This window comes from Subtercola boreus (assembly GCF_006716115.1).
In the GTDB taxonomy this organism is placed as follows: Bacteria; Actinomycetota; Actinomycetes; order Actinomycetales; family Microbacteriaceae; genus Subtercola; species Subtercola boreus.
Genome location: NZ_VFOO01000001.1, coordinates 3782530 through 3795174, shown reverse-complemented (window position 1 = coordinate 3795174; position 12645 = coordinate 3782530). Strand labels below are relative to the sequence as shown.

The 12645-nt window shown below is 66.9% G+C and carries 17 protein-coding genes; 7 read left to right on the top strand and 10 right to left on the bottom strand.

Features of this window, described 5'->3' with window-relative positions:
• Positions 1-7: 7 nt before the first annotated feature.
• The 4 genes from FB464_RS17760 to FB464_RS17745 form a co-directional block, all read right to left on the bottom strand.
• Positions 8-868, bottom strand: coding sequence for a PaaX family transcriptional regulator (locus FB464_RS17760; RefSeq protein ID WP_116415846.1), 861 nt, complete (start codon positions 866-868; stop codon positions 8-10).
• 90 nt (positions 869-958) lie between these two features.
• A complete protein-coding gene (locus tag FB464_RS17755) occupies positions 959-2023 on the bottom strand; it encodes an acyl-CoA dehydratase activase (RefSeq protein ID WP_211327412.1) in 1065 nt (354 codons plus the stop codon).
• 10 nt (positions 2024-2033) lie between these two features.
• Positions 2034-3425, bottom strand: a complete 1392-nt coding sequence (locus FB464_RS17750) for a 2-hydroxyacyl-CoA dehydratase subunit D (protein ID WP_116415847.1) — start codon at positions 3423-3425, stop codon at positions 2034-2036.
• Complete coding sequence (locus FB464_RS17745; RefSeq protein ID WP_211327413.1) at positions 3422-4588, bottom strand: 2-hydroxyacyl-CoA dehydratase subunit D; 1167 nt, start codon at positions 4586-4588, stop codon at positions 3422-3424. Before FB464_RS17745 ends, FB464_RS17750 begins: the two co-directional genes overlap by 4 nt.
• A 136-nt stretch (positions 4589-4724) precedes the next feature.
• On the opposite strand from FB464_RS17745, the gene FB464_RS17740 reads away from it, so the two are divergent.
• Complete coding sequence (locus FB464_RS17740) at positions 4725-5603, top strand: alpha/beta fold hydrolase (protein ID WP_170151982.1); 879 nt, start codon at positions 4725-4727, stop codon at positions 5601-5603.
• On the opposite strand, the gene FB464_RS17735 is transcribed toward FB464_RS17740, so the two are convergent.
• The 3 genes from FB464_RS17735 to FB464_RS17725 are packed head-to-tail and all read right to left on the bottom strand — an operon-like array spanning position 5566 to position 7069.
• A complete protein-coding gene (locus tag FB464_RS17735; protein WP_116415849.1) occupies positions 5566-5904 on the bottom strand; it encodes a hypothetical protein in 339 nt (112 codons plus the stop codon). The two genes, FB464_RS17740 and FB464_RS17735, sit on opposite strands and share 38 nt — an antisense overlap.
• Positions 5901-6506 (bottom strand): Asp23/Gls24 family envelope stress response protein, encoded by a 606-nt coding sequence (locus FB464_RS17730; protein ID WP_147306539.1) that lies wholly within the window; start codon positions 6504-6506, stop codon positions 5901-5903. The genes FB464_RS17735 and FB464_RS17730 overlap by 4 nt, the downstream gene beginning before the upstream one ends.
• A complete protein-coding gene (locus FB464_RS17725) occupies positions 6503-7069 on the bottom strand; it encodes an RNA polymerase sigma factor (protein ID WP_246093126.1) in 567 nt (188 codons plus the stop codon). Before FB464_RS17725 ends, FB464_RS17730 begins: the two co-directional genes overlap by 4 nt.
• Before the next feature lie 348 nt (positions 7070-7417).
• On the opposite strand from FB464_RS17725, the gene FB464_RS17720 reads away from it, so the two are divergent.
• The 6 genes from FB464_RS17720 (at position 7418) to FB464_RS17695 (ending at position 9867) form a co-directional block, all read left to right on the top strand.
• Complete coding sequence (locus FB464_RS17720; protein WP_116415851.1) at positions 7418-7855, top strand: Asp23/Gls24 family envelope stress response protein; 438 nt, start codon at positions 7418-7420, stop codon at positions 7853-7855.
• The gene (locus tag FB464_RS17715; RefSeq protein WP_116415852.1) at positions 7852-8040 is read left to right on the top strand and encodes a DUF2273 domain-containing protein; all 189 of its coding nucleotides are present in this window, start codon (positions 7852-7854) and stop codon (positions 8038-8040) included. Before FB464_RS17720 ends, FB464_RS17715 begins: the two co-directional genes overlap by 4 nt.
• Complete coding sequence (locus tag FB464_RS17710) at positions 8037-8435, top strand: hypothetical protein (RefSeq protein WP_116415853.1); 399 nt, start codon at positions 8037-8039, stop codon at positions 8433-8435. Before FB464_RS17715 ends, FB464_RS17710 begins: the two co-directional genes overlap by 4 nt.
• Entirely contained in the window at positions 8432-9007 is a 576-nt protein-coding gene (locus tag FB464_RS17705; protein ID WP_116415854.1) for an Asp23/Gls24 family envelope stress response protein, read from the top strand. The genes FB464_RS17710 and FB464_RS17705 overlap by 4 nt, the downstream gene beginning before the upstream one ends.
• Positions 9007-9612: a hypothetical protein gene (locus FB464_RS17700; RefSeq protein ID WP_116415855.1), complete on the top strand. Its 606-nt coding sequence runs from the start codon at positions 9007-9009 to the stop codon at positions 9610-9612. Before FB464_RS17705 ends, FB464_RS17700 begins: the two co-directional genes overlap by 1 nt.
• Positions 9613-9693: 81 nt before the next feature.
• On the top strand, positions 9694-9867 hold the full coding sequence (locus tag FB464_RS17695) for a CsbD family protein (protein ID WP_116415856.1): 174 nt from the start codon (positions 9694-9696) through the stop codon (positions 9865-9867).
• Between the two features lie 62 nt (positions 9868-9929).
• Here the strand turns inward: FB464_RS17695 and FB464_RS17690 are convergent, their stop codons facing one another.
• The 3 genes from FB464_RS17690 to FB464_RS17680 form a co-directional block, all read right to left on the bottom strand.
• The gene (locus FB464_RS17690; protein WP_116415857.1) at positions 9930-11180 is read right to left on the bottom strand and encodes an arginine deiminase; all 1251 of its coding nucleotides are present in this window, start codon (positions 11178-11180) and stop codon (positions 9930-9932) included.
• A gap of 666 nt (positions 11181-11846) precedes the next feature.
• Positions 11847-12176 (bottom strand): DUF5615 family PIN-like protein, encoded by a 330-nt coding sequence (locus FB464_RS17685; protein WP_116415858.1) that lies wholly within the window; start codon positions 12174-12176, stop codon positions 11847-11849.
• Between the two features lie 3 nt (positions 12177-12179).
• Positions 12180-12404 carry a DUF433 domain-containing protein gene (locus tag FB464_RS17680; RefSeq protein WP_116415859.1) on the bottom strand — a complete coding sequence of 75 codons (225 nt, stop codon included), beginning with the start codon at positions 12402-12404 and terminating at the stop codon, positions 12180-12182.
• Between the last annotated feature and the right edge of the window lie 241 nt (positions 12405-12645).

Here is a 12645-nt window from a genome sequence, read left to right as displayed (position 1 = left end):
CGGCGGGTCAGGCCGCGTTGAGGGCGGCCCAGCGGGCCGCCACATCCGGTGCCCAGGCCGCACGGAGGGCCTGGAAGTGGCGGGTGACGCGGCGGCCGATCCAGTCGGGAAGCAGCGCCTCGGGCAGCTGGGGGTCGCTGAACGGAAAGCGCTGCAGCTCGCTCAGCAGGCGGATGTGCGTGAACAGCCTCTCGTCGCCGTCGCTCGGCTGCACATCGCGAAAAGCCTCGAAGGCGGCTTCGTAGTCGAGCGCCACGGCGTCGAGGTCCCAGCCGCGGCGCACGATGTCCTGTTCGGAGATGCCCACCCTGTCGGCCTCTCCGAGGAACGACATCGTGTCGTCGGTCAGACCGAGTCTCTGGATGACCGCCGACACCTGCTCGCGCCGCTCCGTGTGCGGGCTCAGCCAAACGCCGGCTGAGGGGTTGCCGAACCCGGCCCACTCCAGGTCGCTGTAGAGCCGCTTGCGGTTCGCGCGGAGCGCCTGCGGAACGGTGATCAGCAGCACGAGCCAGCGACCGTCCCAGTTCTCGAAGGGATCGCCGAGCGACTCCACCCGCAGCGACCCCTCCTCGAAGGTCTTCACGAGGCTCGGGCTGAGGGTCCAGCTCACTTCGCGGCCGTGCCGGTGCGGCTCGATCCAGCCCGAGTCCGCGCCGCGGATGATCGCCTGCCGGGCCGCGCTCTCCTCGAAGCCGAGCCCGTTCATCACGTACAGAAGCGACGATGTGCGTGCAGGGACGCCCGAGTGCCAGACCAGCTCGCCGAGCACCGTGAGCAGCAACGACCGGGAGCTTCCGCGGGCCAGTTCAGCGTGACCGCCGCGGCGCTCCCGCGGTGCGGTCTCGGCTTTCGCTGCGGTGGTCACATTCTGATCCTACGGTTCGCCCGGTCGGCTCGTGGCCGGGCGGCGGCCTGGCGGGTGGCGGCCTGGCGGGTGGCGGTCTGACTGCTGGCGTCAGCGGCCGACCGGGCCGAGCTGGAGGATGACCGAGACCGGGCGGTGGGAGTGCGAGTCGAGGTGGCCGTCGCAGTCGGCGCAGTGCGGGGCCGTGACGGCGTTGCCCGGGATCACCTGCTTCTCGGGGCCGACATCGGCGACGGCGACGAACCGGAGGGGCGCGGCGGCGGCATCGGCCAGCGCAGCGGCAGCATCGGCCAGCGCCGCGGCGTGCTCGTCGCGCGCGATGAGGGCCGCGCCGAGCGCCCCGGCGATCTGCGGGTCGTCGAGCACCTCGAGCGGAAGCCCGAGCGCCTCCTCGAGGAACGCGACCAGCGCCGGGTTCTTCGCCACACCGCCGGTCATCACCACGGGGCTGGCCTTGCCGACCTGGGCGATCAGGCCGAGCGTCCGCCCGGCGACGGCGCGGTGCACCGAGGCCGAGATGTCCGCGGTCTCGGCACCCTGCGCGAGCAACGAGATCACCTCCGTCTCGGCGAAGGTCGCGCACATGCTGCTCACCTCGAGGTCGGTTCCTCCCGCGAGCGCGAGCGCCGCCACCTCGTCGAGGTCGACTTCAAGAGCACGGCAGAGCACGTCGAAGAACCGGCCCGTACCGCTGGCGCACCGGTCGTTCAGCGCGAACCGGTCGACCAGGCCGTCGTCGTCGACGGCGATGGCCTTGCTGTCCTGTCCGCCGATGTCGATCACGAGGCGCACTCCGGGTGAAAGCGCAGCGGCACCGCGGGCATGGCAGGTGATCTCGGTGAAGGTCTTGTCGGCCGAGGGCACCAGCCGCCGGCCGTAGCCTGTGCTGATCGTGCGCGAGATGTCGGCGGGCGTGAGCCGGGCATCCTCGAGGCACGCCTCGATGGCGACCCGCACGCCCTCGCGGCTGACGGCGCCCATCTGCACGACGCGCGACGCGACCATCCTGCCGCCACTGTCCACGATGACGGCCTTCGCCGTGGTCGACCCGAGGTCGACGCCCATCACGAACCACTCACCGTCGCCCGCACCCGCGCCTGCGCCTGCGCCTGCGCCTGCGGCATCCACCGCGCTCACACCGCCCGCGACATCCACCGCCCGCATCTCACACCCGCGCCTTCGAGCGCTGCTGGTCGATCGACTCGAGCATCGCGACCAGGCCGCTCTCGAGCGACTCGTCTTTGTAGAAGGAGGCGTCGGCAACATCGCCCTCGAAGAAGAACGACTTGATGCCGCGGTCGCGCTCGGCGGTGCGCGCCAGAATGTGCTGCGGGTTCGTCATCGCGCGGCAGGTGCGCGTCGAATGGAACGCGATACCGTCGATGCCGTACTCGTCGCAGCGCTTCAGCAGCAGCTCCTCCATGATCTTCAGACCGTGGTTGATCGGGCAGATCAGGTAGTGCTGGGCCATGCCGAGCAGCGGACGGTCGAGGTCGATGAGGTCGGGTTCCTGCCAGAACGAGTCGTGCGTGTAGCGGCCGGCGACGACCGCCACGTCGTACTCAGCGAACTTGCGGGTCAGGAAGCCGAGCTTGTTCCAGTTCATGATGCCGTCGAAATAGACCCGGTACCGTTCGTTCGCCACGGCCGAGACGTTGTCGCGGATGCGCTGCTCGATCTCGTCCTTCACGCCCTGGAAGTAGTCGACCAGCAGCTGGTTCGCGGGCAGGAAGTTGATCGGCGCGATACTGGCGACCCAGTCCCAGTAGGTGGCGGGAGTCGGGGCGGCCGCGCAGAGCGCCATCGCCTCCAGCCGCAGCTCAGAGGCCTTCTTGATGTAGTACATGTTCTCTGACAGCGCGTCCCAGTCGAACGGTGTCTTCGTCTGGTACTCGATGAACTCGATGAGCTTCTTCAGCTGCTCCTCGACGTACAGCGGCGTCTTCTCCCACTCACTGCCGCGGAGGTATCCGGAGTCTTTTTTGTTGCCCCAGATCATCGGCAGCGAGACGTTGAAGAGCGGGAACTCCTTGCCGAACACGCGGTACGTCATCGCGTCCCACTGCTGGCCCGTGCTGCAGCCGGCGTAGGCGTTCACGAAGAAGTCGGGCGAGGGGAGCTTCGCGGCCAGTTCGTCCTGGTCGACCATGCCGACGATGCCGGACTGTTTCTCGGTGATGCCCTTCTGCGTCATCACGGCGCAGCCGAGGTGGGTGCGGGCGTACGAGCAGAGCTCACCGATGTAGCCGTACTCCTCGCCCGCAGCCTGGGCCGGGCCCTCGAGGTGCATCGCCGCAAGCCTGGCCGAGAACGCCTCCCCGTGGCACCATTCGAGCCCCGCCGCCTGGAAGATCGGGTTCAGCGCCGTGCCGTTGTACCAGACCACGTGCTTGCCGCGCTCCTTGGCCGTGAAGATGTTCTCCCAGTACTGGGCGACCATCTTGCCGCCCGCCTTGGTGCTGGCGAGACGGTTCGACTTGTCGGGCTTCTCGGGAGTGATGAACTTCGTCGCCGAGAGGTCGAGCGACTGCCGGGTGGGTGGGAGTTCGAGGGTCATGCGGCTACCTTCTTTCTGCTGATACGTTCCACGAACGTCTCGACGCGGGTGCGCACCGACTCGGCCGCGAGCCCTTCATGCTCCGTCTCGATGAGGAGCACAGGGATGCCCCGATCATCCAGAACCCGCCGGAGCTCCGGGTAGTACAGCATCAGCGGCTCGCAGAACTTCGCCATCAGCGTGATGACGCCGTCGGCCCGGCTGTCTTCGAGACTGGCGACGAGGTAGCTGTCCCAGTCGACGTTCCGCTGCACCCGGGTGCCGCAGGGCGCCGAGACGTTGCGGTCGAGGTACCAGGTTGCCAGCGCGTCGAACGGATCGCCGGTCTCGGGAACATCCGTCGAGATGTAGCGGGTGCCGTGGTAGAGATCGTCGTTCACGACCAGCACGCCGCACTCCTCGATCAGGTCGAGCAGTTCGACCCGGGGCGGCGCGCAGAAGTGGCCGGAGAGGTGCAGCCGCACCAGCGAGGCCGGGGCGGCGCTGTCGACGTCGAGGCCGTCTAGCATGTCGTTCAGGATGCTCGTGTGCTCTTCGATGTCCATGACCATGCTCGACTTCACCAGCACCTGCAGCTCGCCCGCACTGATGCGGAGTGCCCCCGACTTTCGCCGGTCGTAGAACTCCCGCAGCAGCCGCCGGTTGGAGTTGAACAGACGGATGCTGGCCCCGAGCACCTCGGGGGTCACCGTCACCCCTACGATCTCCTCGACCTCGACCCGCAGCGCGTCGACCTTGTCGCGCACCTGGGCGCCGCTCCACGGGTCGTCCATCGAGCTGATGAACTGGGCGAAGTGCATCGGCGTCTCCGGCTTCGCCCAGCGGATGACGTCTGCGGCGCCGAGCAGCTGCACGCAGTGATCGGCCAGCACGAAGGCGTCGAACACGTCGAGTTCGCCGACCGCGGCCTGGTCGGCGACGCTCCGCGTGTAGCTGCAGTAGAACTCCGGCAGCAGGCTCCGGCCCTCGGTGATGGGCGTACGACTCTCCTGCACGATCAGCGGCAGGGCGCCGGTCGCGTGAACGAGTTCGGAGGGGAAGTTCATGGGGAACGAACCGATCACCGGGCGCCCGGTGCGCGCCTTCCATGACCTGGCGTAGCCGATCGGGTCCTGCGCGGCAGCCTGCAGCCGCGAAAAGCCGCGGAGACGGAAATCGGTCATCGAGAGCCCTGCCTCGTCGTCGAAAGAGTGGCGTAATACAACTTCCATTAGACTGGGCCTCGGACAGATGTTTGTCAAGTTTTGCAATTTTGTCACCATAAGTGTCGAGTATTCGAGCGGCCAGAAGGAGCACGCAGTGAGCACAACGACCGAGGCGACGACTACCGTTCCGGGATGGTTCACGGCGGCCCTCGCCCAGGCCCCGGAAGTATTCGAGACGAGCGTCGCAGGTGCGAGCATCCGGTACCGCACCTGGGGTGAGCGCGGCCGGCGGAACATAGTGCTGGTGCACGGCGGCGCTGCGCACTCCCGCTGGTGGGACCACATCGCTCCCCTCCTCGCGACCGATGGCAGGGTCGTCGCCCTCGACCTCTCCGGCCACGGCGACAGTGAGCACCGCGCGACGTACAGCGTCGAGACCTGGGGCGAAGAGGTGCTCACCGTCGCGCGGCACGCCGGCCTCGGTGACGGTTTCACCCTGGTCGGGCACAGCCTCGGCGGCCTGATCACCACACACCTCGCGTCACGCGCCGACACCAGCGTCGGGTCAGCCATCGTGATCGACTCCCCTGTCGGCACGCCGGGAGAGCTCACCTCGATCGAGTCGCACGACCTCCTGCCCGTGCGTCGGCGTGTGTACGAGAGCGCCGAGCGGATGATCGAACGGTTCCGCCCCGTACCGGCGCAGTCGATGCTCCCCTACGTCGCCCGGCACATCGCGACCCACTCCATCACCGAGGTGCCCGGCGGCTGGAGCTGGAAGTTCGACAGCAACATCTTCGGCGGCGAGGTACTGAGGGCTCAGTTCGGGGCGCTCCGCCGGCCGCTGGCCTACCTGCGGGCCGAGACCGGCGTGACGGACGGGTCGGCCCGCGCGATCGTCGAGGCGAGCGGCGCGCTCTTCGCGCAGCTGCCCGAGACGGGCCACGCGCCGATGCTCGACCAGCCGATCGCGTTGGTCACGGCCATCCGCACCGTCATCGGGGCGTGGGTTTCGCGATCAGGCGCGCTTTGACGAAGATCATGCTGTTCTCGACGCCTTCGGCCGTGGCCGCAGCCCTGAGCGCATCGGCCGCAGCGGCGAGCGTCTCCGGGGTCGGCCGCCCGGTCGAGGCCCCGATGTGAGCGGTGATCGTCACAGCGTCTGCCCCGCGAGCGACGTCGACCACAACGTCGGGCGCCGGGATGTCGAGAGCGCTGGCGATGCCCTCTGACGCAGCCTGACGGATCGCCCTCACGGGGAACACCGCCGTGACGCCGTGGATCGCCGTGACGGCAGCGGTGAGAGAGCGCGCGAGCTCCGAATCGGTGGTCATCGGCCCTCCTCCCTCCCCCGGTACACGTCTTCGACGGTCACCGCGATGGAGACGATGACGAGTTCGGTGTGCTCGTCGAGCGCACGGGCGACCGCGAGCCGCAAGCGCTCGGCGAGGGCAACGAGGTCCCGGCCGTACTCGGCGGCGACGGTCATCCGCACCTCGACAGGTTCATCGGGCAGGGTGACGTCGCCGACGAGAACGATGCGGCCGAGAATGACACCGTCGAGAGAGTCTGCCACGTCACGGATCAGGCCCTGCACGGCCGCCTCGGTGACCGTCAACCGGATGGTCGGGTCCGGGTGGCGGAGCGGGATGTCGCGACCGGCGCGCACCTCGTCTTTGATGGTGTCGAGCAGGCCGGTGATCCACAGCTCGTCGCGGTCGTGCCCGTCGGCAGCTTCGCGCGTGAGGGCCTGCCACGAGCGGTTGCGGAGACGCTCCAGGGCGGAGAGGTACAGCAGGCAGCTGGCCGAGTTCTCGATGCTCGGGTCGTAGGGCGTGCGGCCGGCAGTGAGGTACGCGTCGAGCTCGTCGACCGTGTGACCGTCGATGAGCTCATCTGCGTCGTGAGGCAGGGGTGTGTCGCCGTGATCGGTCATCGCCATGCCTCCAATTCGGTGAGGAGGAACTTCCGGGTGCGGGCAAGGAGGCCCCGCACGGTCGCTGCGGGGAGGTCGAGGGCCTCAGCGATCTCGTTGTACGTGAAACCGGCGGTCTCCCGCAGCAGCCAGCTCTGTCGCTGGATGGTGGGCAGTTTATCGAGCGCAACCCAGACCGCGTCCAGCTGGAGCCGGTTCTCCACGATCCGGCTCGGGTCGCTGGAGGGCGGTGCGGCCGGATCCCAGTCTGCGACATCCGCGTGTTCCCGCCGCACCCGGATGCGGTCGATCGCCTTGTTCGAGACGATCCGCATGAGCCAGTTGCGCACACGGGCGGGCTCGCCGAGGTCGTCGAAGCTCCGCCATCCGGTGAGGAATGCCTCCTGCACGATGTCGTCGGATTCGATGTCGGAGCCCAGCAGCTTGGCGGCGAAAACGCGCATCAGGGGTCCGTGGCGCCGCGCGAGCACCTCGAAGGCAACGACATCGCCGTCCATGGCACGGGAGGCGAGCGTGGCGTCGGCGGCGTTCGCGAGCCGATCGTTGTCGTTCGTGTCGCTCACCCGCCCATTTCCTCTTCCGGCTCCTGCTCGTGCTCCTGGTCGTGCTTTTGCTTTTGCTTTTGCTTCTGCGAGCGAGACCGTGCCAGTGAATATAGCCGGATCCCTGACGGCGTGCGTAGCCCTTGCGCCGGCGAGACCCCATCGAGGGTCCCTCGGAGACCCCGTTCTGGGGTAGTCCAAGCACCAATCCGGCGGAACGATGCATTCGAATAGAAAAAGATTTTGTGACGAAGTCGAATCTCGGAACGTCTCAATTGTGTAGCCGACACCATCCCGCACCGGGTTGGTGCGGCACCCTCAGTTCCGGCCGTCCGGTCGGTGCTCACCGCAGAATCCAGGAGTAGCAGCATGACGAACATCACCCCCACCGCAGCCCCGAAGTCTCCCGCGCACAGCAGCGTGTCGACGGGTAAGAACACGATCGCCGATGGCGTTGTCGAGAAGGTCGCCGGTATCGCGGCCCGCGAGGTCGCCGGGGTGCACGACCTCGGTAACGCGGGTGCGCGTGCGATCGGTGCGATCCGTACCGCGATCAACCAGCAGGACCGCGGCCAGGGCATCAGGGTCGAGGTCGGCGAGAAGCAGGTCGCTGTCGACGTCATCGTCGTCGCCGACTACCCCGTCGCCCTGCAGGACCTCGCCGACGACGTGCGCTCCAGCATCACCGAAGCGATCGAGACAGTGATCGGCATGGAGGTCGCCGAGGTGAACGTGACCGTCTCCGACGTGTACATCCCCTCCGACGACAACAGGAGTGGTGCCGAGACCGAGAGCCGCGTCCAGTGACACCCACGACCCGCGGGATGCTCATCGGCGCAGTGCTCGGACTGACCGCTGTGGCGTTCGGTTTCTGGGCCATGATCCTCGTGGCCCTCTTCGTGGCCGTGGGTTACGCGGTGGGCCGGGTACTGGAAGGCAAGCTCGATGTCCGCGGCGTCACCGACGCGCTCCGCGGGCGGCGGTCGTCGTGAGCACGGCGGTGACGGCCGACCGCACGGCGGCCGGTAACACGGCATCCGGTCGCACGGCGGCCGGTCACGGCCAGGGCGGCCGGAACGTGATCGCTCCTCGTGCTGTGCGCCGTGTTGTGTCGGCCGTCACCGCGGAGCAGCTCGGCGTCGACGAGAAAGACGTCTCCGTCAGCCTCTCCGACCATGAGGGCGACCTCACTATGACGGCGAGTGCGCCGATCCACGTCGCACCCCTCGGCACCGGGGCGCGCCGGCCCGGCACGATCGTGGAACGCCTCACGAGGGCGCAGTCCACGATCCGGGAGCAGAGCCTGACCCTGACCGGTACCTCCATCACGGAGATCGACCTGCACATCACCGGTGTGCGACTGAACCAACGGAAGAGAGTGTCATGACCACCCCCGCTCTCTACAAGAGGATCGTCAGGCGGGAATCGCATTCCCCGCGGTCCGGGGCCGCGATCACCATCGCGATCATCCTGATGCTCGGCCTCGCGTACCTCGGTGTGGAGTCGGTGCTCGCAGCGATCGGGCAGCCCCCGCTGCTCCTCGCACCCGAGACCCTCGTGTCGTCGACCCTGTCGGCGGCATCGGCACCGGTACCCCTGCTCGTCGCGATCGGCGCGGTCGCAGCGATCATCGGCCTCGTGCTGATCGTCGTCTCGTTCGCTCCGGGCCGCCGCGGACGTCGCGGCGCAGCATCTGACCGTACAGCGGCGGTGGTCGATGACCGTGTCATCGCCCAGTCGATCGCCCGCACCGTCAGCTACGCCGGCGACGTGGACCCCGACAACGTCCGCGTCACCGTCGGCACCCGCACCGTGCGGGTCGATGTCACCCCCACCTCGGGGCGTGCCGTTGACCGGCAGGCGATCCAGGACGCCGTCGCTGAGGATGTCGCCTCGTATGACTACCGGCCGGCCCTCCGCTCAACATTGCACGTGTCGAAGAAGGGGAAGGTCGCCTGATGAACTCCACGAACCGTTTCCTGAACCGGCTCTTCCTCTTCATCATCGGTCTGCTGGTGCTCGCCGCGGGTGCGGTGCTGGCCGTCGGGGCGTTGCTTCCTGACCTGCAGCAGCCGATCAGCAACGGCGCCCGAACTGCGAACGACCAGGTCGACGGCACCTTCCAGGCGAACCCGTGGATCCTCTGGGCCACCGCCGGTGCCGCGGTCATCCTGATCGTCGTGCTGCTCTGGTTCGTGCTCCGGCAGGGCCGGGGCCGCACCACGACCCTTCTGACCGTCCGGCAGAACACCACCGCGAACACCCCGACCGGCGGTGACCTGCGAGTCGACGTGAAAGTCGCAGCCCAGGTCCTCGAAGACGCCCTCACCCGGCAGCCCGAGATCGCCGCGGTGGATGTCGTCGCGTTCCGGGTCCGCCGTGAGAACGTGCTCCGGATCACCGCCCACGCCCGGAAGGGTGCTTCACCCGTCCGGATCCGCACACTCATCGACAGCGCGGTCACGGAATGGGACGACGTGCTCGGCCAGACGACACCAGTCGTCATCCAGATCGTCAGCGGACTCCGCACCACCATGGCCGGCAACACCACCCGGGTCGCCTGACCCACACACCCCGGTGACACCCGTCACCACAACACCCCCACCGGTGACACCCGTCACCACAACACAAAAGGAGCAGAACCCATGAGTGCAGCAGACAAGATCAAGGCCGCCGCCGAGAACGTCGCCGGCAAGGCCAAAGAAGCCGTCGGCAACGTCACCGACAACGACGAGCTCGTCGCCGAAGGCAAAGCCGACCAGGCCAAAGGCCAGACCCGCGGCAAAGTCGAAGACATCAAAGACGTCTTCAAGAAGTAGAACCACCCCGAACAGTCCGGCCCTCGCTTCCCAGAAGTGAGGGCCGGACTGTTTTCCCGACCTCAGTAGTCGACGGCATCCCGGATGATCGGACTGGTCATGCAGTGACCGCCGCCCCGGCCACGACCGAGCTCGGCGCCGACGATCGGGATCACCTCGATGCCGGCCTTCTGCAGCAGGTCGTTGGTCTGGGTGTTGCGGTCGTAGGTGTAGACCACGCCGGGGCGGAGAGCCACGGCGTTGTTGCCGGAGTCCCACTGCTGGCGCTCGGAGGCGTACGCGTCGCCCGCCGTCGCGACGACGTGCAGCTTCGGCAGGCCGAGGCTCGCCGCGACGACATCGACGAAGGCCGCCGAACCCTCATCGGTGACGTCGAGGCCCCCCAGGGCATCCGAGGGTCGCAGTGTGAACGTGTGCACGGCATCCATGATGTTCGGGAACAGCGTCACGATGTCGCGGTCGGCGAACGTGAACACCGTGTCGAGGTGCATGGCCGAGCGCAGCCTGGGCATGCCGGCGACGATCACCCGCTCGGCCGCCCCCGCTTCGAACAGGGCCGTCGCGACCTGGGTGATGGCCTGGCGGGAGGTGCGCTCGCTCATGCCCATCAGCACGACACCGTTTCCGACCGGCATGATGTCGCCGCCTTCGAAAGTGGCCTGGCTCCAGTCCTTCTCCGGGTCGCCCCACCAGACCCTCGACCCCACAAAATCGGGGTGGAAGTCGTAGATCGCCTTCATCAGCAACGTTTCACCGTGCCGTGCCGGCCAGTAGAGCGGATTCAGCGTCACTCCCCCGTACAACCAGCAGGTCGTGTCACGGGTGTACAGCGTGTTCGGCAGCGGCGGCATCAGGTACTCACCGACTCCGGTCGACTCGCGCGCCAGCGAGACGGCGCCGCTCCGGTACTCGCCCGGGAGATCGGTCGTCGACAACCCCCCGATCAGGTACTCGGCGAGGATGCGCGGCTCGAGGCTCTCGAGGAACGCACGCGTGCCGTCGATGAGCCCGAGACCCACCTCGTTGGCGGTGATCTTGCGATCGAGCAACCAGTCGCGGGCCCCCGGCACGGCCAGCGTGGCGGCCAGCAACTCGTGCAGTTCGACCACGTCGACGTCGTTCGACCGCAGGTCGGCGACGAAGGCGGCGTGATCGCGCTGGGCGTTCTCGACCCAGAGCACGTCGTCGAAGAGCAGATCGTCGGCATTGCTCGGCGTCAGGCGGCGATGGGCGAGGCCCGGAGCGCAGACCAGCACCTTGCGAAGCCGACCGACTTCGGAGTGCACACCGTAGAGATCGGAGGGTGCAGGCATGGAGCGTCCTTCCTGAGGGGCCGCGTCACACGTTCTGTCGTCGTGCAACGCCGCGGTCCGAAGTGCTGTAGCCGGATGCCCGGATCACCCCAGTGTGCCACCTCCGCCGCCGCGGCCGTCCTTCGGTCGCGCCGAGCGCACCACGGCGCAACAACAGACCCCTGTCCCCTCAGTTTGACTCCTCGGCGGACCGGGCGTAAACCCAAAGCAAGGTCAGCGGGGGAATCTGGGCCTGAGCACACACATCGAGCGTTGGAGCACGAGATGTTCAGAAGCAGCAAATTCCTCGACGGCAGTGAGAAGACGCTCGCGATTCGAACGACGACCCGAACATCGGAGACCTACTATGAATCCCGCAAACGAGCTGAAGAATCTCATCGCTGACGGACGCATTACTGGAGATGCGTTGCAGGCCATTCTCGAGTCACCTCATCAATGCCATGAGCCAGGCTCGACCTCGGTAGAGCGACCGCGTTCGAACGACTTCAAGCGGTAGCTGCAGGTTCAACGAAGCAACGGTCGTGGAACCCGTCGTCGGTATCGAGGATTGCAACACCAATCCCGAGATCTCCTCCGTATAACGAAGACTCATCAGCTTCTATCGTTTTGAATGGAATACCGTCGTTCACTCGAGTCTCGCTCCACAGCTGGCGGTATACATCCGCGTCAACGAAGTTCGACGAAGTCGTTCCCTGCCTCAATCATCTCGACGACTCGGTCGACGAGCGGCTCGAACCACTCGATCAGCGCGCGGCGGCTCGTGTTGCCGACGCGGATCCAGACAACGATCGGCGCTTCTCCGCCGAACACGAGCATGCTCGAAAAGTCTTCGTCTTTCGTAATGAGCACGGCCTTGTGGTCCAACGCGTAAAGCCAAAGATCCCGGTCGGGTGAGTCGGCTGGGCCGATATCGGTCACATGCTCGGCAAGATGCCCGCGCGCAGACAACATGCGTGCCAGCGCCGGCGGCAGCTGAGCGTCAACGAGAAACCGCACAGGCTACGAAGCAAGCAGGATTGCGTGATCAGCCTGCGCAGCGGCGTACTCAAGGCATGCCCGAATGTCGTCAGCCTCGAGATACGGGTAATCCTCGAGAATTTCGACTTCGGTCGCCCCCGAGGCCAGGAGCGAGAGAACGTCAGTCACACGAACCCGAGTACCACGAACGGCCGGCCGGCCATGCACAATCTCTGGGTCGACGACGATGCGTTCCAACAGTGACATGCTTCAAGACTACAGCGGCATGCCCCGTCGTCAATGACAATTGTTCATCTCGCGCAGTCTCGCGAGAGTCCACGACTTTAGAGCGGCAAACATCCGCGCTGGCTACGTTTACGTGATCTCCAACAAGGGCGCGTTCGGCGAAGGCGTCGTCACGCTGGAGAACGAGCTCCACCACCACTTCGCTCAGCGCGCGCTCAACCAGGCGAACTCTCGCAAGGAGTCTTCTTCGCGACGCCCACCG